The following is a 21509-nucleotide window of genomic DNA, read 5'->3' as shown; positions in this document are numbered from 1 at the left end:
GGCTGCCGATGCCAGGGCCGCTCGTAGCACCAGAGGTCGGGCTGGAAGCTCGGGACCGGCGCAAAGCCGGTCGCCTTCATGATGTCGCGTCCGGCCACCGTTGACGGCTGCGCATAGCAATCGGCGCTGCGAAACCTTAGCTGTCGCAGATGTGCTGCAGCCTTGCCGAGACCGGCGATACCGCGTCCCGTCGCCGCGATCGCCCAGATGTAGATGGCAGCGACCTCTTCGTTCGCGGAAGCGAGATAGCGCGTCTCGGGCGCGGCGAGGCAGATCTCGTCGAGCAGCAGCGCATCGTGCCCGCGGTCATTGAGAAACAGGAAAGCCATGCCGCCGACGAGATCGCCTTTTCGGCGGAACGTCAGGATGCTCTGGGGATCGAACGTGAAGTAATGCGCAAGTTCGGCTGTCCCGATCCGCACGCCCGGCACCAGCCGGTGCGCCATCTGCGAAAGCGGTGCAATTTCGGACAATTGCGCGCAGCGGACATCCACATCCGGGCTCAGCGGCAAGGCATCGAAATCATGCCTTGCGGCAAACGAGCCCCTTTCCATAGCCATATCGCGCCTCTATCGTCCGGGCTTTCGTGCCCCGCTATGCCGACGAGCTTAGCGGCTGGGGATCAGGAGTATGCAGCAGTTATTGCACCGGGGTGCTGCTATGATGCAGCACCGTGAAGAAGCCCTGGGCGCGTCCTGGGACGATTTGAAACTGTTTTTAGCGTGCGCAAAATATAAAAGTTTTCGCAACGCCGCTGAGGAGCTCGGGCTCACCTCCACGACGCTGATGCGCCGGATCGACCGGCTCGAAGAGAGCATCGGCTGCAAGCTGTTCCTGCGCGACCAGAGCGGGCTCACGCTCAGCGATGAAGGCACCGCGATGATCGCCGACGTTGCGCATATGGAGCGTCATGCCTTCAACGTCTTCCGGCGCGCCTCGCGGTCGTCGAACGACACCTCAGGCACAGTGCGCGTCGCGGTGACGGAAGGCCCGGGCAATTTCTGGATCCTGCCGCGACTGATCGACTTCCAGAAGACCTACCGCAAGATCACCGTCGATCTGCGCTGCGCGATGGAGCAGGCCGACGTCGCACGGCTTGAATCGGACATCGCGATCCAGCTCGAGCCGCCGACCAATCCGGATCTGATCGTCGCCAAGCTCGGGCGTCTGCACATCTATCCCTTCGTCTCCAAGGAGTACGAAAATCTCTACGGCGTGCCGGCGACGCTGGCCGACCTGAGGAACCACCGCATCATCAAGCAGAGCGCGCCGCAGGTCGACGACGGCGCCTACGCGCGCGTGCTCGGACTGAAGTCGCTCGAGGGCATCGTCGGGATCAAGACCAACTCCTCGGTCGGCGTGCTCTATGCCGTCGAGCGCGGCGCCGGCATCGGCTTCCTGCCGACGGTCTCGATCGCGCTCGGCGCGCCGCTGATCGCCGTCGATCTCGGCGTCAGCCACCACGCCGATCTCTGGCTCACCTATCACCGGGAATTCCGCACCTCCGAGCGCCACAAGATCGTGGTCGACTGGCTGAAGAAGATCTTCGATGCCAAGACCTATCCCTGCTTCCGCGACGAGTTCATCCATCCGAACGCGCTGGTGCCGATGATGACGGCGGCGCGCGAGGGTTTTGGATTGACGGGATATGTCGCGGCGACGCCGACCTAGGAGGCTGCGCCTACCAGCGATATTCGAACCCGACCGTGCCCTGGTGCGAGGTCAGCTCGTTGCGAAACTTGCCGTCGTAATTGACGTAGAGCCGCGCGACGCTGGTCAGGCTGAGCGAAGCCGAGGCACCGGCATCCACGCCGTAACGGCTCTCGCCGATGCCGGGAACGACAATGTTCTGGGCGCCGAGGCTGACCTGGACCGATCCCAGATCCTGGTGGAAATTGTCAACGAACTTGCCGTAGCCGGACAGGTCCAGGATCTTCTGGTCGATGATGAAGTAGCGGCCGATCTCGGCCCCGATCATGATGCGTGCGCGTGAGAGCGCCGTCGAACCAACGTTGAGCGGGTCGAGGCCGCCGGCCTCCTGGAACGCCGCGCTGGTGGCGCGCACATATTCCAGTGCGCCCTTGGGCACGATGCGCATCTGGTCCTTGGTCCAGTAATAGCTGATCTCGGTCAGCGCGCCATCGACCGCGGCGCGATAGCCCGCGGTCGCAAGGCCAAGGCCGGTGTCGCGGCTGGAACGGACCCTGCCGAAACCGTGCACCACGGCAAAGGCCCAGGTCCATGGCCCCTTGTCGACCGAGCCGTTGAAGCCGATTTGCGTCAGGTCGAGCGTGGCCGACTGCAGCGCCAGCGGCACGTCGATGTCGGTGTGGCTCTGGTCGACCGAGAAGCCGAGATTGACGCCCGGGGCCACGCGCGCGCCGAAGCCTGCGACGCCGCCAACCGTCTTGCGCCTGTCGCCGACGAAGTCGCCTTGCGCATCGGTCCGGACTGAGATGCCGTAGCCCTCGAACCAGGTGCGGTAGCGCGGGTCTTCGGTGCTGGCGGACGCGCCGCCGCCACCGGGATTGGACCGGAACGCCCGGTCGAAACCGTTCGATGCCCGGTTGCCGAGCCGCTCCAGGAAATTCGAGCCGAGATCGAGCGCGGCGTTGCCGGCCGACGGGGACGGGATCGGGGTGGGCGACGGCGTGGGCGTCGGGGTCGGCGTAGGCGTCGGGCTTTGCGCGAAGACTGGCGACGTGGCCGACATCACGACGATCGCAAACGCCGTCGCGATCGCTGCCGCGACCCTGCGGACGCGGTCCAGCCCGATCGTCTGCCGTGTCCCGGAGGGCTGCGATGTGCAGCACATGACGACAAATCCCGAAGCAAATGGCGGCGCGCAAAAATGCAACACGCGCGGCGCACGCATGTCGCGATTTGTGCCGAACTGCCACGGAGGGTCAACCGCTTAGCCCGCGGTGACCGAGGCTATTGCCCTCGATTGTGGTTCCGCGGCCACAGGTCGGAAATTGCAGAACGGCACAATCCGCCCGTCTTGAAATTTACGCGCAGCTTGCTAACGGGCGATTTTCATGTTGCAATGTTGGACACAATCGGAATTGGCCGCTCTGCTGTGCGTTTCGCGACATTGAGATTCAAGACTCGAACAGACTCCCGGAAGCCCGTTTGTGGCGTGGCACGCGAAAAGCGGCCGCGTCTTTTTTATATCTAGTGGAGGAGACTAGCGATGCCGCAAAAGGGCACCGTCAAATGGTTCAACCCGACCAAGGGCTATGGGTTCATCAAGCCGAACGGCAGCGACAAGGACGTGTTCGTCCACATCTCCGCCGTCGAGCGTGCCGGACTCTCGACCCTCAACGAGAACCAGGTGGTTGAATACGACCTCGTGGAGAACCGCGGCAAAGCATCCGCGGAGAACCTCAAGGTCTCCTGATATCTCTCGAGCCAAAGCGCGAGAGATCATGACGTTGCCCCCGGCTCTGCCGGGGGATTTTGTTTGTATTGGACGACATAATACCGAAGAGCAGTTGCCTGGAGCTAAGACTATCGCCACCAAGCGGCCATCGATAACGACTGACGAATACTTGCGTCCAGATTCTGCGCGCGATACCGCGCGCATTGATATCGGGGTGCAAACTGCCTTCGATGTTTTCGGCTCGGAACTTTCAGACGAGACGTTCGCGGGTGTATTCGATCAGCCCCGCCCGATCGACAAACCGGTGGATGAGCTATTCCGCGGCGCCTGAGTCCAGCAGGCCCCGCCTAGCGCACCACCGGCGCAACCAGAAAATTCTCCGACGCCGCGCTCCCCGCCGTCTTGCACACATCACCCTCGATCCGGACCTTGCCGGTCGCGAGCAGACGTAGCGCTTCCGGATAGATGCGGTGCTCGACCTCGAGGATGCGCTCCGACAGCGTATCGCCCGTGTCGTGGTCGCCGACGGGAACCGCGCCCTGCATCACGATCGGGCCGGCATCGGTCTCGGGGATGACGAAGTGCACCGTCGCGCCGGACAGCTTGACGCCGGCGCGCAAGGCTTGGCCGTGCGGGTCGAGACCGGGGAAGGACGGCAGCAGCGAGGGATGGATGTTGAGCATCCGCCCGTACCATGCCCTGGTGAACTCGGCCGTGAACAGGCGCATGAAGCCGCCCAGACAAATCAGCTCGATGCCGTGCTGGTCGAGCGCCGCCTGCAGCACCTTCTCGAAACCGGCGCGGTCCTTGCCGAACGGCTTGCTCTCGATCACCAGCGTGTTCACGCCGCTTGCCTTGGCCCGTTCAAGGCCGAGCGCATCGGCCTTGTTCGAGATGACGAGCGAAATCTCCGCCGGGAAATCCGCCGCGCTTGCGGCCCTGATCAGCGCGGACATGTTGGAGCCGCGGCCGGAGATCAGGATGGCGACGCGGCGCTTCATCACAGCGCCAGTCATTACAGTGCCATGTCGAGATGGCCGTTATAGACGACGCGGTGCTCGCCCTCGGCCGGGATCACGGTGCCGAGCTGCGCCACGGTCTCACCGGCGTCGGTGAAGACCTGCATGACCTCGTCGACCTTGTCGGGCTCGACGATCGCGATCATGCCGATGCCGCAGTTGAAGGTGCGCAGCATCTCCAGCTCGGCGATGCCGGCCTGCGCGGCCAGCCATTTGAACACCGGCAGCACCGGCAGGCGGGCCAGATCGATGCCGACACCGAGGTTGTTCGGCAGCACGCGCGGAATGTTGTCGGTGAAGCCGCCGCCGGTGATGTGGGCGAGCCCCTTCACCGCGCCGGTCTCGCGGATCGCGCGCAGGCAGGATTTGACGTAAAGTTTCGTCGGCGTCAGCAGCGCGCCGCCAAGGGTCATGACCGGGGCGAACGGCGCCGGCGCCTCGAAGCCGAGGCCCGATTGTTCCACGATCTTGCGCACCAGCGAGAAGCCGTTGGAATGCACCCCCGACGAGGCGAGGCCAATCACGGCGTCGCCGGCCGCGATGTCCTTGCGCGGCAGCAGCGTGCCCCGCTCCGCAGCACCGACGGCAAAGCCGCCGAGGTCGTAGTCGCCGTCCTTGTACAGGCCGGGCATCTCGGCGGTCTCGCCGCCGATCAGGGCGCAGCCGGATTCGCGGCAGCCCTCCGCGACGCCTGCGACGATCGAGGCCGTCGCCTCCGGATCGAGCTTGCCGCACGCGAAATAGTCCAGGAAGAACAGCGGCTCGGCGCCCTGCACCACGAGGTCGTTGACGCTCATGGCGACGAGATCGATGCCGATCCCGCCATGCAGCCCGGTCTCGATCGCGATCTTGACCTTGGTGCCGACGCCGTCGGTCGCGGCCACGAGGACCGGATCCTTGAAACCGGCCGCCTTGAGGTCGAACAGGCCGCCGAAACCGCCGATCTCGGCGTCGGCGCCCGGCCGTGCGGTGGCGCGCACCATCGGCTTGATCAGGTCGACCAGGCGGTTGCCCGCATCGATATCGACGCCTGAATCGGCGTAAGTGAGGCCGTTTTTGCGGTCGGTCATGCCCGATTTCCAGTGGGTTCGCGGCTGGTTACGTCGAATTCCGGGGACGCGCAATGGCTCGCATGGCGCACCGCCGTATACTATGTAGAGATATCAACCGGTTCAGCCTCCCGAGAGGCCGGATTCGAGGTCAGACCGGGTGCCGGGAAGCGCTTTCGTGAGTATTCCGAATATCATTACCCTGGGCCGCATCATGCTGGTCCCGATCATCGTCTGGGCCATCGTGTCGAGCCAAATGGAGGTCGCGTTCGCCGTCTTCCTGATCGCCGGTATCAGCGACGCCGTGGACGGCTTCCTGGCCAAGCGCTTCAACATGACGAGCGAGCTCGGCGCCCTGCTCGACCCGCTCGCGGACAAGGCGCTGCTGGTCTCGATCTACATGGCGCTGGGCATCTGGGGCGCAATTCCGCGCTGGATCGTGATCCTGGTGGTCTCGCGCGACATCATGATCGTCGCCGCCGTGATCGTGTCCTGGCTATTCGACCGGCCCGTCGAGATGAAGCCGTCGAAAGTGTCAAAGCTCAACACCGTGGCACAGGTGGCGTTCGCGGCGCTCGTGCTGGCAGCGCTTGCCTTCGGCTTCAAGCCGGCCCCTTATGATATCATCCTGATGGGCCTCGTCACGGTCTTCACACTCTCCTCCGTGTCGCTCTATCTGGTCGAGTGGCTGCGGCACATGAGCACGATCGAGGCCAAGTAGCACGATCGAGGCCAAATGAGAGGCGATGCGGCCCCGTAAAAGGCCAACTCCCGCTCGATACGTCCGACCTCTTCGAATGACGCCGGCGCGCCGGCATGGAGCAAAGCAAGCGTGCCAGGCCGCGTTCACCCCCGACAATTGGCGTTTTCGCTTCCGCATGCGGAGAGCCTCAGCCGGGACAATTTCCTCGAAGGCCCCGCCAATGCGGCCGGTCTCGGCCTGATCGACAGCTGGCCGGAATGGCCGAACCGGATCATGTGGCTGGCCGGTCCCGAAGGAAGCGGCAAGAGCCATCTCGCCGCGATCTGGGCCGAGGCATCAGGGGCCCGCTCCACCACGGCCAATGCGCTGACCGCTGCGGGGGTCCCGGGCACGCTCGCCACCGGCGCGCTGGTGGTCGAGGATCTCAAGGCCAGGGAAGTTGACGAACGCGCCCTCTTCCACCTGATGAACCTCGCCCGCGAGGATGGCGCCTACGTCCTGTTCACCGGACGCGAGGTGCCGGCCTCGCTGGAGATCGAGCTTCGCGACCTGCGCTCGCGTCTGCGCGCCGTTCCAGTGGTCGCGTTGCTACCGCCCGACGACCAGCTGTTCCGCGGCCTGATCGTCAAATTCTGCGCCGACCGCCAGCTCACCGTGGACGAGAGCGTGGTCGGCTACCTCGCCACCCGCCTGGAGCGGTCCTCGGCCGCCGCCCGCCAGGCCGTGGAACTGCTCGACAGCGAAGCCCTCAGGCTCGGCCGCCCGGTCACCCGGGCGCTGGCCGCCGAGCTGCTCCGCGACGCCTGATCGGCCTCCGTGGCCGCCTCCAGACCCACGCCAAGCCCGCTTGACGCGGCGAACCGGCGGAACATCAATGTCATCGAAACGTCATCGCTCTAACACATGCTCCGGCCGGTTTTGCGCATAAGTCGCAAATTGGGGCGAACTGGATGGACCGACTTCTGATGGACTCTGCGCAAGCTGTTGAAACTAAAGAAAAAGCCCCAGAGACCGAGAGCCTGCCGGCGATCGCATCGAGTCCCGAGCGATTCATCAACCGCGAGCTCTCCTGGCTGCATTTCAACCGCCGCGTCCTGGAGGAATCGGTCAATCACAGCCACCCCATGCTGGAGCGGGTGCGATTCCTGTCGATTTCGGCGAATAACCTCGACGAGTTCTTCATGGTCCGCGTCGCCGGCATCAAGGCCCAGGTGCGTGAGGGCATTGCCGAACGCAGCCCCGACGGCCTGACGCCATCCGAGCAACTCGCGCTGATCAACCGCACCGTCTCCGAGCTCGCCTCCGACCAGCAGGCGATCTGGCGCGACCTGCGCGGCACGCTGGCCGATGTCGGCATCGTGCTCGTCGAGGGCAAGGAGGTCACCAAGGCGGAACGGACCTGGATCGAGGACTACTTCCTCAGCAACGTATTCCCGCTGCTGACCCCGCTGGCGATCGACCCGGCCCACCCCTTCCCGTTCATCCCGAGCCTCGGCTTCACCATCGCGCTCCAGCTCACCCGCGCCGCCGACGGCAAGCAGATGAACGCGCTGATCCGCATGCCCGGCAAGATCGACCGCTTCATCCGCCTGCCGACCGAGGGCAAGGCCGTCCGGCTGATCTCGCTGGAGCAGGCGACCGCCCTGTTCATCAACCGCCTGTTCCCAGGCTACAATCTGCACGGCCAGGGCGCCTTCCGCATCATCCGCGACTCCGAGCTCGAAATCGAGGAAGAGGCGGAAGACCTCGTCCGCCTGTTCGAGACCGCGCTGAAGCGCCGCCGCCGCGGATCGGTGATCCGGCTCGAGATCGACGCCAAGATGCCGGAGGAGCTGCGCAACTTCGTTCAGCACGCGCTGTCGGCCGCCGATGACGAGGTGTTCCTGGTCGACGGCGTGCAAGCGATGAACGAACTCTCGCAGCTCACCCGCCTCGACCGGCCCGATCTCGAATTCACCCCTTACGTGCCGCGCCACCCCGAGCGCGTGCGCGAGCATGGCGGCGACATCTTTGCCGCGATCCGGCAGAAGGACCTCGTGGTCCATCATCCCTACGAATCCTTCGACGTGGTGGTGCAGTTCCTGCAGCAGGCCACGCGCGACCCCGATGTCGTCGCGATCAAGCAGACGCTCTACCGCACCTCCAACAACTCGCCGATCGTCCGCGCGCTGGCGGAAGCCGCCGAGGCCGGCAAATCCGTCACCGCGTTGATCGAGCTGAAGGCGCGCTTCGACGAGGAAGCCAATATCCGCTGGGCACGCGACCTCGAACGCGCCGGCGTGCAGGTCGTCTACGGCTTCCTCGAACTGAAGACGCACGCAAAGCTCTCGATGGTGGTGCGCCGCGAGGGCGGCAGCCTCACGACTTACGTCCATACCGGCACCGGCAATTATCACCCGGTCACCGCGCGCATCTACACCGACCTCTCCTACTTCACCTCGGATCCGACCATCGGCCGCGACGCCGCGCGTGTGTTCAATTTCATCACCGGCTATGCCGCGCCGAGCGATCTGGAGAAGATGGCGGTGTCGCCGCTGACCCTGCGCAAGCGCATCATCGAGCACATCCAGGGCGAGACCGCGCATGCGCGCCACGGCCGCCACGGTGCGGTCTGGATGAAGATGAATGCACTGGTCGACCCCGACATCATCGACGCGCTCTATGAGGCTTCCCAGGCCGGCGTGCAGGTCGAGCTCGTGGTGCGCGGTATCTGCTGCCTGCGCCCCGGCATTCCCGGCCTGTCCGAGAACATCCGCGTCAAGTCGATCATCGGACGCTTCCTGGAACACGGCCGAATCTACTGCTTCGGCATGGGCCAGGGCCTGCCGAGCACCAAAGCGGCTGTGTATATCTCCTCCGCCGACATGATGCCGCGCAACCTCGACCGCCGCGTCGAGGTGCTGTGTCCGCTGCAAAATCCGACGGTGCATCAGCAGGTTCTCGAACAGATCATGGTCGCGAATCTCAAGGACAATGAGCAGAGCTGGCAATTGTTGCCGGACGGGTCCTCAACGCGTATGAAGACCGCGAAAGGCGAGGAGCCTTTCAACGTCCACAACTACTTCATGACAAATCCGAGTCTGTCTGGCCGTGGAAAGTCGCTCAAGGAATCCTCGCCGCGTCGTCTCACGCGCCGGAACGAACGCCATCAATCCTGATCAGGGATGTTCGACGTGAAGCGGCCGCGCAAGCGCGGCTCGAGCGTCGCGGTCATCGATATCGGTTCCAACTCGGTCCGTCTCGTCGTCTACGAGGGGCTGACGCGGAGCCTCATTCCGATCTTCAACGAGAAGACGCTGTGCGGCCTCGGCCGCGAGGTGCAGAGCACCGGTCTGCTCGCGCCCGACGCCGTCGACAAGGCGCTGACCTCGCTGAGGCGCTTTCGCGCATTGTGCCGTGTGATGCAGGTCGGGCGCGTGTTCGCGATCGCGACCGCGGCCTGCCGCGACGCTTCCAACGGCCCCGACTTCATCGCGAAGGCCGAGCGCATCTGCGCCGTGAAGATCGAGATCCTCTCGGGCCCGCGCGAGGCGCGGCTGTCGGCGCTCGGCGTGATCTCCGGCATCCATCATCCCGACGGCATCGTCGGCGACCTCGGCGGCGGCTCGCTCGAATTGATCGACGTGCGCAGGAACAGCGTGCGCAGCGGCGTGACGCTGCCGCTGGGGGGCCTCGCGCTGCAGGACCTCGCGCATAAATCGCTCAAGCGCGCGGATCGCATCGTGCGCGAGGAGCTCGACGAGGTACCGCAGCTCACCGCCGGCAGCGGCCGCACCTTCTACGCCGTCGGCGGCACCTGGCGCGCGCTGGCGCGCATTCACATCATCCAGAGCGGCTATCCGCTCCAGGTGATGCACGGTTACTCGCTGTCGGCGGCTGAAGCGCTCGACTTCTCGCGTCGTCTCCGTCGCCTGGCGGCCGCGGACATGCTCGCCGACATCGAGAGCGTCGCCGATGCCCGCCGCCCCCTTCTCACCTATGCGGCGCTGGTGCTCGAGCACATCATCCGGGTGGCGAAGCCGAAGACGATCGTGTTCTCGACCTTCGGCGTGCGCGAGGGCCTGCTGCACGAGAAGCTGTCGGAGCCGGAACGCAACAAGGACGGCCTGATCTGCGCCGCGGAAGAGCTGAACCAGCTGCTGTCGCGCTCGGCCAAGCACGCCCACGAGCTGATCGCCTGGACCGACCGCCTCGCGCGTGTGGTGAAGCTGCGCGAGACCGAGGAGGACCGCCGCTTGCGCCACACCGCGTGCCTGCTGTCCGATATCGGCTGGCGCGTGCATCCCGATCACCGCGGCGAGCAGACGCTGAGCCTCGTCGTCAACGGCAATTTCGGCGCGATCACCCACACCGAGCGTGCCTTCGTCGGCCTGTCGGTGTTCTATCGCTATGCGGGCCTGAGCGAGGAAAACCAGCCGCCGGTCACCATGCAGGAGCTGCTGACGCCGGCGCAGCTCGAACGCGCGCGCCTCTTGGGCGCGGCGTTCCGCGTCGCGCATCTGATCTCGGCGGCGCGCCCGGGCGTGCTGCCGGCCACGCATTTCCGCAGCCAGGGCCGCAAGCTGATGCTGGTGTTCGAGCACCGCCTCGGCGACCTCGTCGCCGACCGCGTAGGCAGCCGCTTCCGCGCACTCGCCCGCCTGGTCAGCCGCGCCGGCTCGATCGTGCGGCGCTAAAGCATGATCCGGAAAAGTGCGCAGCGGTTTTCCGAAAAGATCATGCTCAAACAACAACCTGAAGAGCGATGACGTTTCATCCTAATCGCATCGCGCTTTAGGGTCTTCAACCAGCAGCGGCCGTTCGATCGCGGCTGCCCTCTGGCGCGATGACGGCTTTCAGTCCGCCGAGCTCGGAATCGGTGAGGACAAGCAGCCATCCATAGGCACTGAGCACGTCCTGAACGATCGCGAGGCCGAGGCCGGCGCCCTCGCCGCGCTCATCCAGTCTCGCACCGCGTTCGAGCACGCGCGAACGTTCGGCGGCCGCGATGCCCGGCCCGTCGTCCTCGACCGTGATCGCCGGGCCCGCAATGGCATCCGCGCCAATGCGCACCTGGCTCTTGGCGTGACGGGCGGCATTTTCCAGGAGATTGCCCAGCACTTCGGCCAGATCGGTGCGATCGAGCGGCACGCTCGGTTCGCCCGTTATGCAGGACTTGAATTCAAGCCTCTGCGCGGCAGGCGTGCGCGCCAGCGTCAGTATCAGGGACTCGACAAGCGGTCTGAGGGGCGTGGAGATACCGCCACGCTGTCGTGCCGTGCCTCGCGCCCGGGCGCGTGCCAGCTCGCGGTCGACATGACGGCTCATCGCGTCGGCGACAGCTTCGATGGCCTTGGCAACGTCCTGCTCACCTCGCTGACGCAAAAGCGCGACGTCGGCCGCGAGCGCGGCGAGCGGCGTCTTCAGCCCATGCGCCAAGTCGGCGGCGCGGCTGCGCGAACGTTCGATCTCGCCTTCCTGGGCGTCGATCAGATTGTTCACCTCTTCCACCAGCGGCTTCACCTCGGCAGGGACGTCGACGGGGAGATGCTTGCGTTGGCCTGAGCGGACGTCGGCGACGCCGCGGCGAAGTGCATCGAGCGGACGTAGGCCCAGTCCGACCTGGATCGAGGTGGCCGCCGCCAGCACCAGCCCCAGCAGGCCGAGCGCCAGTGCCAGATCCCTGGCGAATTGCGAGGCGGCGACCGACACGCGGGCAAGATCGGCCGCCACCGCGACGCGCACCGGGACGCGGCGGTCGCCCACGGTGAGCACCACGCGGCGTTCACTGACCAGGAGCCGCGCGTTCGCCGGCCCGGGGATGACGTGACGGTGCAATTCGCGAGGCGACGGCTCGTCCTGCGGCAGGTCCAACGCCGTGTCCCACAGCGAACGTGAACGCAGCACCTGACCGCCGTCGTCCGATACCTGCCAGTACAGGCCCGAAAGCGGGTCGGCAAAACGCGGATCGGCCGGCGGCCGGCCCACCACCAGCTTGCCCTGGGCATCGACGTCGATACCCGCGACGAGCTGCTTCAAATAGATGTCGAGGTCGCTGCCGATCGTGCGCGTGACGTGGCGTTCGAACAGCAGCGTCAGCCCGGCGCCGGCAATGGTCAGCGCAACCAGGATGGCCACAACGCCGCCGGCCACCAGTCGCAGCCGCAACGAGCCCCAGCTCACGGCGTCGTCTCCGGTATCAGATAGCCGAAGCCGCGCCTGGTCTCGATCAGATCGGCGCCGAGCTTCTTGCGCACCCGGCCGACCAGCACCTCGAGCGCGTTCGACTCGTGGTCCTCGCCGTGGCCATAGACGTTTTCGTCGAGCTCGTGCTGCGACACCACACGGCCGCGGTGGTGCAAGAGAAAGGCGATCAGGCGATATTCCAACGGCGACAACGCGACGGGTACGCCGCGCAGCGTCACCTTCATCTGACGCTCGTCGAGTTCGACGTCGCCGGCGACGATCCGTGAGGAGGCATGGCCTGCCGAGCGGCGCACGATCGAGCGCAGCCGCGCCAGCAGTTCCTCCATGCGGAAGGGCTTAGGCAGGTAATCGTCGGCGCCCGCGTCGATACCATCGACGCGCTCGGCCCAGCTGCCGCGCGCCGTCAGGATCAGCACCGGCATGGAGCGTCCGTTCGCGCGCCAGCGCTTGAGCACCGCCAGGCCGTCCATGTCGGGCAAGCCGAGATCGAGGATGACGGCGCCGTAGTCCTCGGTATCACCGCGGAACCAGGCTTCCTCGCCGTTGCGGACGGTCTCGACCACATAGCCGGCCGCTTGTAACGCCCTCTCCACATCGGCCGCGATCCGTCGGTCGTCCTCCACGAGCAGCAGGCGCATCACTTCTCCTTGACGCGTTCGATCTCGCCGCTGCGCGCATCGACGTACACCTCGTAGAGGCGGCCCTTGTCGTCGACGACGCGAAACTCGTAGATCCAGCGGCCACGCTCGCGCTCTATCTCCACGCCGGCAACCTCACCCGGCAGCTTGCCGCGAATGGATGCGAGAATGTCGGCGAGCGGCTTGATCTCACCCGCCTCGACTGCACGGCGAACCGCGTCGGGCGCGCCTTTATCGTGGCCGCCTGCTGCGGCAGGCACCGGCGCGAGCAGGACCCCTGCCAGCAATGGCACCGCGAGGAATCCCAGGAGGCTGGCGGGCTGCATTCGCAAAGAATGCCCTAATCGACCTGACAGAACGCTGACGTGGATCAACAGGTGGCCGTCAGCGCTCTTCTGCCAGTGTCCGTCCATCGCCTCGCCGCATGACGCGGCCGGGCGCCACAAGCCGGAGAGAACCATGCGCAACATCACCATCTTCATCGCGACCGCCGCCTTGCTCGCAGCCACCGCGACCGCTCATGCCGGCAGCCTCGGGCGTCCCTGCACTGCGGCGCCGCAGACAAGCTGGCTGCCGCTCGAACAACTGCAGGCCAAGGTCGAAGCCCAGGGCTACAAAGTCCAGAAGGCCAAGCTCAAGAACGCCTGCGGCGAACTCTACACCATCGACAAGTCCGGCAGCCGGGTCGAATTGTTCGTCGATCCGACCAGCGGCCAGATCGTCGGTCAGCTGTAAGAGGCCGCGCCATGAGCTCGATTCACGATGCGACGGTGGCCGGCAGCGAGAAGCCGCCGGCCACCGTCAAGGTCTGGGACCCCTTTGTGCGCGTGTTCCATTGGTCGCTGGCCGGGCTGTTTCTGCTCGCGTATGCGACCGGTGACGAGATCGAGAATGTCCATATCGCCGCCGGCTACACGATTGCGGGGTTGCTCGCGCTACGGATCTTATGGGGCTTCGTGGGGCCGCGCCATGCGCGCTTCAGCGACTTCGTGCGCTCGCCGCGCGCGGTGCTCGCCTACATGCGCGACGTGGCGCTGCTGAGGGCGCCACGCTATCTCGGCCACAATCCTGCCGGCGGCACGATGGTCGTGGCGCTGATCGTCATGCTGATCGGCACCTGCACCTCCGGTTACATGATGACGATTGGCAGCTTCTGGGGAGCAAAATGGGTGGAAGAGGTCCATGAGGCGTTCGCCAACCTCACGATCGGCCTCGTCGTCGTCCATGTGCTTGGCGTCCTCGTGGCGAGCTTCGAGCACCGCGAGAGCCTGGTGAAGGCGATGATCACCGGGAGGAAGCGTCCGTCATGAGCGAGCCCGGGGATGCCCCGGCACGAAGGCTTCTCAAACGCTCATCTGCCGACAAATCGGCTTCCGTTCCACCACAGCGTGCGGCTCGTGCCCCTCCCGTCCACGACTTCAACGACGGCCTGATCGTGGGAAGAAGACAGCCGAACGTCATGAGCGTGCACGGAAAGCACACGTCTGTAACGCCCGCTTTTCGAGACATACACCTCGTGCAGGCACCCTGCGGACCCGCAATAAACTGCCCTGTTGCGGCAACGAAAGTCGTCAAAATGGAGAGCCAGGAATTGAGCGCCCGGCACGGTCAGATAAAGAGCAAAGCGTTGGGCAGCGGCGATTGGCGCGCCGCACGCGGCATCCCATTTCCGCACGTCCGCTCGGATTTCAGGCGGCAGCATTTCGATGTGCGCAGAACTCCAGGGGTCCTGCGCCGTTCCGCTATGGGAGAGTGCCGGCTGCACAAGCCCAACCAGCGCGACAAAGCCGGTTGCCAGGATCGACGCGAATCTTGTTGGTCTCACGGCCGCCTCTCCGAAGGATGCAAAGCCAGCCTAGCTTCCCGGGCTGGGACGGAATTGAGCAAGATCAACCGAAGCCCTCCCGGGACGGCGAGCAGCCTTCCAAAGTGGTGGGCCCGCTTGAGACAGATCAACGCCCCAACGCGCTGGTGGGTTAAGCGAAACCTGCAATCGAGCAGCGCTTCGCTCGCCGGCGAATGCGGGACATTCCTCATGCGAGTCCGCCACGGACCTCTCCTTCTCACCTTCTCTGGCGGCACGCTCGCTCGTACGCTCATCGCCATTGCATTGAGCTTGTTACCTTCCGTGTCGATGGCACAGGACGAGGTGAAGCTGAGCGATGCGCAGGCGCGCAATCTCGGGGTGCGCGTGACCCATCCGGTCGCGAGCCGGACCGATCTGACGCTGCCCTATCCCGTCCAGGTCGTCATCCCGACGCAACAATTGTGGGTCGTCAGCGCGCCGGTAGCCGGCATGGTCGCCACTCTCCTGGTCGGGCGCGGTGACCGCGCCACGGCCGGCCAGCCGCTGGTCACTCTGGAAAGTCCGAGCTTCGTCTCCCAGCAACGCGACTATCTGCACGCGATCGCGCAGGAGCATCTCGCCAACCAGCAACTCAATCGGAATGCGGATCTGTTCGAGGGCAAGGCCGTTCCGCAACGCGTGCTGGAGGCCAGCCAGGCCGAAGCGCGCCAGGCCGCCCTCGTCGTCGCCGAACGGCGTCAGATGCTGCATCTGAGCGGGATGTCCGACGATGCAATCTCCCGGCTGGCCCAGCAAGCGGCGATCAGCGGGACGCTCACGGTCAATGCACCGCAAGCCGCGTCCGTGGTCGAACTCGCGGTGTCACCAGGGCAGCGGCTCGAACAATCCGCACCGCTCGTCAAGTTGGCGCGGCTCTCGCCGCTATGGGCGGAAATCGCGGTCCCTGCCGCCAATATTCGAGCGATCCGTACCGGCGCGAAAGTCGAGATCGAGGGCTATTCCACCCCGGGCAAGGTCGTGTTGGTCTCAGAGACCATCGATCCTGCCACCCAGACTATTCTGGTTCGCGCGGAAGTCCCCAACGACGGCGAGCTGCATCCCGGCCAGACCACCGCGGCCCGCATCGGATTTCTCTCGACCGGCGAAAGCGCCTGGGAGATCCCTTACAGCGGGCTAGTCCGGCGGGGCGAGCAAACGTCGGTCTTCGTCGCCTTTGACGGCGGCTTCCGGCTGGTGCCGGTCAAGCTGCTTGCGGAAGATCAGGACCATGTGGTCGTAGCGGGCGCCGTCTCGGCCCGGGATGAGATCGCGATCGGCGGCATCTCGGCGCTTCGCGGCATCCTCTCCGGACTGGGGCAGTAAATGCTCCGGCGCCTGGTCGCGTTCGCACTGTCGCAGCGGCTGTTCGTCATGCTCGGCGTGCTGCTGGTGATCGGCGCCGGCGCTGTCCTCCTGCCCGGCTTGCCGATCGATGCCTTTCCTGACGTTTCGCCGGTTCAGGTCAAGGTCATCATGAAGGCGGCGGGCCTCACTCCCGAAGAGGTCGAGCAGCGCATCACCGTTCCCGTCGAGCTCGAACTGCTCGGATTGCCGAACAAGAAGGTGCTTCGTTCGACCACGAAATACGCGCTGGCAGACATCACCGTCGATTTCGAGGACGGCACCGACATCTACTGGGCGCGCAACCAGGTCTCGGAGCGCTTGTCGAACATCTCGCGCGATTTCCCGGACGGGGTGAGCGGCGGTCTGGCGCCGATCACGAGCCCGCTCGGCGAGATGTTCATGTTCACGATCGACAGTCCCGAGCTGTCGCTCGCGGAACGCCGCACCCTGCTCGACTGGGTGATCCGCCCGGCCTTGCGGACCGTCCCCGGCGTTGCGGACGTCAATGCGCTCGGCGGCTATGTCCGCGCCTTCGAGATCGTGCCGCGCAACGATGCGCTGGCCGCGCGCGGCATTTCCTACGATTTGTTTCGCCGGGCCATCGAAGCCAACAGCCGCAACGACGGCGCCGGACGGGTGAACCAGGGCGAGGACAGCGCTCTGGTTCGAATCGAAGGCAGCATCCGGTCGATCGAGGACATCAAGGCCATCGTCGTCGACACCCGCGAGGGCGTGCCGATCCTGGTCAACGACGTCGCGAGCGTCAAAGTCGGGACGCTGACCCGCTATGGCGCCGTCACGGCGGACGGCCGCGGCGAAACCGTCGAGGGACTGGTCCTCGGCTTACGCGGCGCCAACGCGGGTCAGCTGATCCGTGACGTGCGTGCTCGGCTCGCGGAGCTGCAACCCTCGCTGCCGAAGAGCGTGTCGATCAACGTGTTCTATGACCGCAGCCGCCTGGTCAACCGCGCCGTCGGCACCGTGGTGCGTGCCCTCGGCGAGGCCACCGCCGTCGTCATCGTCCTTCTGCTGCTTTTCCTCGGCAACTGGCGGGCCTCACTGGTGATCGCGCTCAGCCTGCCGCTGGCCATCGTCATCGCCTTGATCGTCATGCGCGTGGTGGGAATGTCGGCCAATCTGATGAGCCTCGGCGGACTTGCGATCGCGATCGGCATGCTGATCGACGCGCTGGTCGTCGTGGTCGAGAACATCGTCGGCAACCTCGGCAAGCACGCCCCGGACAAGGCCACTCCGCTGATCCACCTGATCTACCGTTCGGTCTGCGAAGTCCTGGAACCGGTCGCCTCGGGTGTGCTCATCATCATCATCGTGTTCGTCCCGCTGCTGACGCTGCAGGGGTTGGAGGGCAAGCTGTTCATCCCGGTCGCGCTGGCCATCATCTTCGCGTTGGCCGGCTCGCTGCTGCTGGCGCTCACCGTGATCCCGGTCGCAACCTCCTTCGTGCTCAAGTCGGCGTCACATCGCGATCCCCTGCTGGTGCGTGCGGCCCAACGGATCTACGCGCCGGCACTGGACTGGGCCCTCAACAACGAGCGCAAGGTGATGGCTGCGGCGCTGATCGGCCTCGTCGCGGCGGGCTTCGCCTATACCCAGCTCGGCAAGACCTTCATGCCGACCATGGATGAAGGCGACGTCATCGTCAGCGTCGAGACGCTTCCGTCCGTCAACCTCGACGAGTCGCTAGCGATGAATGCAAGGCTGCAGACCGCGCTTCTGGCCGTACCTGATATTGCCGGCATCGTCGCGCGAACCGGGTCGGACGAGCTCGGCCTCGATCCCATGGGCCCCAACCAGACCGACACGTTCCTGGTGCTCAAGCCGGCCGCCGAGCGGGCGACCGACAATCGCGAAGCCCTGCTGCAGAAGCTTCGCGAGGTCCTCACCGGCTTTCCCGGCATCTCGCTCAGCTTCACCCAGCCCATCGACATGCGCGTGCAGGAGATGATCAGCGGCGTGCGCGGTGACGTCGCCGTCAAGATCTTCGGCCCCGACATCGCCAGGCTGAACGAAACCGCGGCAAAGCTGTCGGCGATCCTGTCCAGCATCGACGGTGCCGAGGACGTCTACACCACGCTGAATGAAGGCGCTCAATACTACACGGTTGCGGTCAACCGCATGGAAGCCGGACGCTTCGGCCTGACCGTGGATTCCGTCGTCAACTCGCTGCGGACGCAGATCGAGGGCCGGACCATCGGGACCGCGCTCGAGGACGGACGCCGCACGCCGATCCTCGTCCGGGGCAGCGAGACGACGCGGGAAGCGCCAACGCTGCTGGCCAGCCTGCCGCTCACGCTCGCCTCCGGACAGCACGTCGCGCTATCGCAGGTCGCCCGTATCCAACGCGTAGACGGTCCGGTGAAGATCGACCGCGAGGACGGCGCTCGCATGAGCGTGGTGCGCGCCAACGTCCGCGGTCGCGACATGGTCGGCTTCGTCGAAGCGGCCCGCCAGAAGGTGGCGACCGAACTCCCGCTGCCGAACGGTTACCGGCTGACCTGGGGCGGGCAGTTCGAGAACCAGCAACGCGCTGCCGCGCGCCTATCCGTCGTAGTCCCCGTCGCGATCGGCCTGATCTTCGTGCTGCTCTTCACAACATTCGGTGCCATCCGCCAGGCCCTGCTGGTGCTCGTCAACATCCCGTTTGCCCTGATCGGGGGCGTCTTCGCGCTGGTCGTGACGGGCGAGTACCTGTCGGTGCCGGCTTCGGTCGGGTTCATCGCGCTGCTCGGCATCGCCGTGCTCAACGGCGTCGTGCTGGTCTCCTACTTCAATCAGCTCCGTGCCCACGGCCTTCCCGAGGATCGCATCGTCGTCGAAGGCGCCATGCGCAGGCTTCGCCCCGTGCTGATGACCGCGAGCATCACTGCGCTTGGCTTGATCCCGCTGCTGTTCGCCTCCGGCCCGGGTTCCGAAGTGCAGCGACCGCTCGCAATCGTCGTGATCGGAGGACTGCTGTCCTCCACCCTGCTCACCCTGATTCTCCTGCCGATTCTGTATCGCCGCTATGGCGGATCGTCGAAGGTGGCCAAATGATCGAGCAGCCGGTCTGTCTGACGCTGATTGTGCCGCATCTCCTCCGCGAGGAGGTGTTCGACTATCTCACTGAGCAGACCGACCTGGTTTCGGGATTCACGGCATCGCACGGAGCCGGTCACGGCACTGAGATCCGCTTGCATACGGCCGCCGAGCGCGTGAAAGGCCACGCCGATCAGGCCGTCGTGCAGGTGGTGCTCGCAGGGACAGATGCCGGCCGCTTGCTCGACCGTCTGCGGGTTTCGTTCGCCGGAACCAAGCTGGTCTACTGGACGATACCCGTGACGGAACTCGGCACGATCGACTGAGCGGGCCTACTCCGCCGACGCCCTGGCGTGCCGCTCGGACGATTCCAGCGCCGCGGCGGTCAGCTTGCGGCGGCGCCAGATGGTGCCGACCACCAGCACGACGACGACGCCGAGCGCTGCGCAGAAATATTCGCCCCCCGCCCCGCCATGGCCGAATTGCGGCGGGATGCGCAAGGCGCCGAGCATCGAGTCGAGCGCGGCACCGAACGGACCGTCGAACAGCGTGTGCAGCTTGGGCGCGACGCCGGGATCGGTCGCCATCACCTCGCCCGCGATCCAGCCGAGCAGCGCAGCACCCGCCCAGACCAGCACCGGCAGCTTCTCGAGCAGCGCCATGATCAGCGCCGCACCGGCGACGATCAGCGGCACGCTGATGGCAAGGCCGAGGATCAGGAGCGGCACGCTGCCATTGGCGGCGGCTGCGACCGCAATGACGTTGTCGAGACTCATGACGATGTCGGCGACCACGACGATCTGCACGGCCTGCCACAGATGCGAGGCAGCGTCGACGTCGTCCTCGTCCTCATGTTCCGGCACCAGCAGCTTGGCCGCGATCACGATCAGCGCGAGTCCGCCGATCAGCTTGAGGTACGGCAACTCCATCAGGGTTGCGACGATGCCGGTGAAGATGATCCGCAGCAGCACCGCGGCGCCGGCACCGAAGATCATGCCCCACAGGCGGTGTCGCGGCGAGAGGCCGCGGCAGGCGAGCGCGATCACCAGCGCGTTGTCACCGGACAAAAGGATGTTGATCCAGATGATCTTGCCGACCGCAATCCAGAAAGTCGGTTCGGCCATCTCGTTGCGAAACTGGGTGAAGAACGCCCCGATCGTTGCGGGATCGAAGATCTGCCAGAGCCAGCTCACAATACGTCCTTTCGCCCCGTCGATTTAACTTATCAGCCGATGGATCAGCCGACGATCTCGTTGCCCGAGAAGAACTGCGCGATCTCGATCGCGGCGGTCTCCGGCGCATCCGAGCCGTGCGCGGAATTCTCGCCGATCGACTTGGCGTAGAGCTTGCGGATGGTGCCGTCGGCGGCCTTCGACGGATCGGTCGCGCCCATCGCGTCGCGGTACTTGGCGATGGCGTTCTCGGCTTCCAGCACCTGGACGACGACCGGGCCCGAGGTCATGAACTCGACGAGCTCGCCGAAGAACGGCCGCGCCTTGTGGACGGCATAGAAGGTCTCGGCCTGTTCTTTGGTCATGCGGATGCGCTTCTGCGCGACGATGCGCAGGCCCGCCTTTTCGATCACGGCGTTGACGGCGCCGGTCAGGTTACGCGCGGTCGCGTCGGGCTTGATGATCGAGAAAGTGCGTTCGATGGCCATAATCTTGTCCTTGGGAAGAAAAGCGGTGGTTGTCGAGTTGCCGGGCTTATATCGGCGCCTTTGCCATCCGGCAAGCGATCGCCGGTATGACGTCACAGGCGCTTCGCCGCAGGACCGGAGGATGCGGTTTCAACCTGGATTACGACAATTTCACCCAGATGAACCCAATCTGAAGCCCCTGTCAGGATTCGGTTCAGCCTTGCCGGCGTAGGGTTGGCCCCATCGAAACTGAAGCCCGATCACGGGCGGACCGTTTCGGCGGCCTTTCCATCGGACGCGATAGCCCCGCGCCGGCAGTATTGAGGAGATCACCATGTTGAGGAAACTTTCGCTTGCCGCCGTCGCTGCGGTTGCGCTGGGTGCCGCGCTGGCGCCGACCTCGGCTTCCGCCCACTGGCACGGTGGCGGCCCGGGCTGGCACGGCGGCGGCGGTGGCTGGCACCGCGGCCATGGCTGGGGCGGTCCGCGCTTCTATGCCCCCGTCTCCTACGGTTATGGCGGCTGCTATGTGCGCCGGTTGGTCCCGACCCCCTGGGGACCCCGCTGGCGGATGATCAACCGCTGCTACTGAGCCCGACAGCACCTTAACTTAAAGGCTACCGACCCCCTGGTTGCCTTCCAAGAGAAGCCCCGGCGATCCCCCCGC

The 21509-nt window shown here is 65.5% G+C and carries 22 protein-coding genes; 13 read left to right on the top strand and 9 right to left on the bottom strand.

Annotated features, from left to right (window positions below; all coding sequences use genetic code 11):
• On the bottom strand, positions 1–560 hold a 560-nt coding region (locus IC66_RS0102415; RefSeq protein WP_038946546.1), incomplete at its 3' end, for a hypothetical protein.
• Positions 561–630: 70 nt separating this feature from the next.
• On the opposite strand from IC66_RS0102415, the gene IC66_RS0102410 reads away from it, so the two are divergent.
• The gene (locus IC66_RS0102410; RefSeq protein WP_038946545.1) at positions 631–1671 is read left to right on the top strand and encodes a LysR family transcriptional regulator; all 1041 of its coding nucleotides are present in this window, start codon (positions 631–633) and stop codon (positions 1669–1671) included.
• 10 nt (positions 1672–1681) lie between these two features.
• Here the strand turns inward: IC66_RS0102410 and IC66_RS0102405 are convergent, their stop codons facing one another.
• Positions 1682–2815 carry an autotransporter outer membrane beta-barrel domain-containing protein gene (locus IC66_RS0102405; protein ID WP_038946543.1) on the bottom strand — a complete coding sequence of 378 codons (1134 nt, stop codon included), beginning with the start codon at positions 2813–2815 and terminating at the stop codon, positions 1682–1684.
• A 378-nt stretch (positions 2816–3193) separates the two neighbouring features.
• Between IC66_RS0102405 and IC66_RS0102400 the strand changes: the two genes are divergently transcribed.
• Together IC66_RS0102400 and IC66_RS0102395 are read left to right on the top strand one after the other, a co-directional pair.
• Positions 3194–3400: a cold-shock protein gene (locus IC66_RS0102400; RefSeq protein ID WP_007591938.1), complete on the top strand. Its 207-nt coding sequence runs from the start codon at positions 3194–3196 to the stop codon at positions 3398–3400.
• 28 nt (positions 3401–3428) lie between these two features.
• Positions 3429–3713: a hypothetical protein gene (locus IC66_RS0102395; protein ID WP_038972947.1), complete on the top strand. Its 285-nt coding sequence runs from the start codon at positions 3429–3431 to the stop codon at positions 3711–3713.
• Positions 3714–3729: 16 nt separating this feature from the next.
• Here the strand turns inward: IC66_RS0102395 and purN are convergent, their stop codons facing one another.
• Entirely contained in the window at positions 3730–4383 is a 654-nt protein-coding gene (purN, locus tag IC66_RS0102390; RefSeq protein ID WP_038946541.1) for a phosphoribosylglycinamide formyltransferase, read from the bottom strand.
• 14 nt (positions 4384–4397) lie between these two features.
• Positions 4398–5471, bottom strand: coding sequence for a phosphoribosylformylglycinamidine cyclo-ligase (gene purM, locus IC66_RS0102385; RefSeq protein ID WP_028144986.1), 1074 nt, complete (start codon positions 5469–5471; stop codon positions 4398–4400).
• Between the two features lie 157 nt (positions 5472–5628).
• On the opposite strand from purM, the gene IC66_RS0102380 reads away from it, so the two are divergent.
• From IC66_RS0102380 to ppx, 4 genes are all read left to right on the top strand, one after another.
• Entirely contained in the window at positions 5629–6171 is a 543-nt protein-coding gene (locus IC66_RS0102380) for a CDP-alcohol phosphatidyltransferase family protein (protein ID WP_025035876.1), read from the top strand.
• A 111-nt stretch (positions 6172–6282) separates the two neighbouring features.
• Complete coding sequence (locus tag IC66_RS0102375; protein WP_038946540.1) at positions 6283–6960, top strand: DnaA ATPase domain-containing protein; 678 nt, start codon at positions 6283–6285, stop codon at positions 6958–6960.
• A 158-nt stretch (positions 6961–7118) separates the two neighbouring features.
• A complete protein-coding gene (locus IC66_RS0102370) occupies positions 7119–9311 on the top strand; it encodes an RNA degradosome polyphosphate kinase (RefSeq protein ID WP_038946539.1) in 2193 nt (730 codons plus the stop codon).
• Between the two features lie 15 nt (positions 9312–9326).
• Positions 9327–10829, top strand: coding sequence for an exopolyphosphatase (gene ppx / locus IC66_RS0102365; RefSeq protein WP_028144989.1), 1503 nt, complete (start codon positions 9327–9329; stop codon positions 10827–10829).
• A gap of 106 nt (positions 10830–10935) precedes the next feature.
• Here ppx and IC66_RS0102360 read toward each other — a convergent pair whose 3' ends face one another.
• Genes IC66_RS0102360 through IC66_RS0102350 form a run of 3 tightly spaced genes read right to left on the bottom strand, consistent with a single transcriptional unit; the run spans position 10936 to position 13303 of the window.
• Positions 10936–12315, bottom strand: a complete 1380-nt coding sequence (locus tag IC66_RS0102360; RefSeq protein WP_038946537.1) for a sensor histidine kinase — start codon at positions 12313–12315, stop codon at positions 10936–10938.
• A complete protein-coding gene (locus IC66_RS0102355; protein WP_028144991.1) occupies positions 12312–12977 on the bottom strand; it encodes a response regulator transcription factor in 666 nt (221 codons plus the stop codon). Before IC66_RS0102355 ends, IC66_RS0102360 begins: the two co-directional genes overlap by 4 nt.
• A complete protein-coding gene (locus IC66_RS0102350) occupies positions 12977–13303 on the bottom strand; it encodes a PepSY domain-containing protein (protein ID WP_038946536.1) in 327 nt (108 codons plus the stop codon). The genes IC66_RS0102355 and IC66_RS0102350 overlap by 1 nt, the downstream gene beginning before the upstream one ends.
• A gap of 133 nt (positions 13304–13436) precedes the next feature.
• Between IC66_RS0102350 and IC66_RS0102345 the strand changes: the two genes are divergently transcribed.
• The 5 genes from IC66_RS0102345 (at position 13437) to IC66_RS0102325 (ending at position 19529) form a co-directional block, all read left to right on the top strand.
• Positions 13437–13712, top strand: a complete 276-nt coding sequence (locus IC66_RS0102345; protein ID WP_028144993.1) for a PepSY domain-containing protein — start codon at positions 13437–13439, stop codon at positions 13710–13712.
• A gap of 11 nt (positions 13713–13723) precedes the next feature.
• Complete coding sequence (locus tag IC66_RS0102340; protein ID WP_038946535.1) at positions 13724–14287, top strand: cytochrome b/b6 domain-containing protein; 564 nt, start codon at positions 13724–13726, stop codon at positions 14285–14287.
• Between the two features lie 725 nt (positions 14288–15012).
• Entirely contained in the window at positions 15013–16146 is a 1134-nt protein-coding gene (locus IC66_RS0102335; RefSeq protein ID WP_049806442.1) for an efflux RND transporter periplasmic adaptor subunit, read from the top strand.
• Positions 16147–19221, top strand: a complete 3075-nt coding sequence (locus IC66_RS0102330; RefSeq protein WP_038946532.1) for an efflux RND transporter permease subunit — start codon at positions 16147–16149, stop codon at positions 19219–19221. It abuts the gene before it with no gap.
• On the top strand, positions 19218–19529 hold the full coding sequence (locus tag IC66_RS0102325) for a DUF3240 family protein (RefSeq protein ID WP_028144997.1): 312 nt from the start codon (positions 19218–19220) through the stop codon (positions 19527–19529). Before IC66_RS0102330 ends, IC66_RS0102325 begins: the two co-directional genes overlap by 4 nt.
• Before the next feature lie 6 nt (positions 19530–19535).
• Here IC66_RS0102325 and IC66_RS0102320 read toward each other — a convergent pair whose 3' ends face one another.
• Entirely contained in the window at positions 19536–20396 is an 861-nt protein-coding gene (locus tag IC66_RS0102320; protein WP_028144998.1) for a TerC family protein, read from the bottom strand.
• Between the two features lie 44 nt (positions 20397–20440).
• Positions 20441–20863 (bottom strand): nucleoside-diphosphate kinase, encoded by a 423-nt coding sequence (ndk, locus tag IC66_RS0102315; protein ID WP_018317541.1) that lies wholly within the window; start codon positions 20861–20863, stop codon positions 20441–20443.
• Between the two features lie 313 nt (positions 20864–21176).
• On the opposite strand from ndk, the gene IC66_RS0102310 reads away from it, so the two are divergent.
• Complete coding sequence (locus IC66_RS0102310) at positions 21177–21434, top strand: hypothetical protein (RefSeq protein ID WP_018317542.1); 258 nt, start codon at positions 21177–21179, stop codon at positions 21432–21434.
• The last annotated feature ends 75 nt before the right edge of the window (positions 21435–21509 follow it).

It is taken from the genome of Bradyrhizobium genomosp. III, from assembly GCF_000261705.1.
Classification (GTDB): domain Bacteria; phylum Pseudomonadota; class Alphaproteobacteria; order Rhizobiales; family Xanthobacteraceae; genus Bradyrhizobium; species Bradyrhizobium ottawaense.
Note: the sequence above shows the minus strand (reverse complement) of the source record. Positions and strands in the feature narration are given on the sequence as shown.

Coding starts and splice junctions, on each gene's coding strand:
- IC66_RS0102410 (WP_038946545.1), top strand. CDS start 631: ATGCAGCAGTTATTGCACCGGGGTGCTGCTATGATGCAGCACCGTGAA.
- IC66_RS0102405 (WP_038946543.1), bottom strand. CDS start 2,815: ATGTGCTGCACATCGCAGCCCTCCGGGACACGGCAGACGATCGGGCTG.
- IC66_RS0102400 (WP_007591938.1), top strand. CDS start 3,194: ATGCCGCAAAAGGGCACCGTCAAATGGTTCAACCCGACCAAGGGCTAT.
- IC66_RS0102395 (WP_038972947.1), top strand. CDS start 3,429: ATGACGTTGCCCCCGGCTCTGCCGGGGGATTTTGTTTGTATTGGACGA.
- purN (WP_038946541.1), bottom strand. CDS start 4,383: ATGAAGCGCCGCGTCGCCATCCTGATCTCCGGCCGCGGCTCCAACATG.
- purM (WP_028144986.1), bottom strand. CDS start 5,471: ATGACCGACCGCAAAAACGGCCTCACTTACGCCGATTCAGGCGTCGAT.
- IC66_RS0102370 (WP_038946539.1), top strand. CDS start 7,119: ATGGACTCTGCGCAAGCTGTTGAAACTAAAGAAAAAGCCCCAGAGACC.
- IC66_RS0102355 (WP_028144991.1), bottom strand. CDS start 12,977: ATGCGCCTGCTGCTCGTGGAGGACGACCGACGGATCGCGGCCGATGTG.
- IC66_RS0102350 (WP_038946536.1), bottom strand. CDS start 13,303: ATGCAGCCCGCCAGCCTCCTGGGATTCCTCGCGGTGCCATTGCTGGCA.
- IC66_RS0102345 (WP_028144993.1), top strand. CDS start 13,437: ATGCGCAACATCACCATCTTCATCGCGACCGCCGCCTTGCTCGCAGCC.
- IC66_RS0102340 (WP_038946535.1), top strand. CDS start 13,724: ATGAGCTCGATTCACGATGCGACGGTGGCCGGCAGCGAGAAGCCGCCG.
- IC66_RS0102335 (WP_049806442.1), top strand. CDS start 15,013: ATGCGAGTCCGCCACGGACCTCTCCTTCTCACCTTCTCTGGCGGCACG.
- IC66_RS0102330 (WP_038946532.1), top strand. CDS start 16,147: ATGCTCCGGCGCCTGGTCGCGTTCGCACTGTCGCAGCGGCTGTTCGTC.
- IC66_RS0102325 (WP_028144997.1), top strand. CDS start 19,218: ATGATCGAGCAGCCGGTCTGTCTGACGCTGATTGTGCCGCATCTCCTC.
- ndk (WP_018317541.1), bottom strand. CDS start 20,863: ATGGCCATCGAACGCACTTTCTCGATCATCAAGCCCGACGCGACCGCG.
- IC66_RS0102310 (WP_018317542.1), top strand. CDS start 21,177: ATGTTGAGGAAACTTTCGCTTGCCGCCGTCGCTGCGGTTGCGCTGGGT.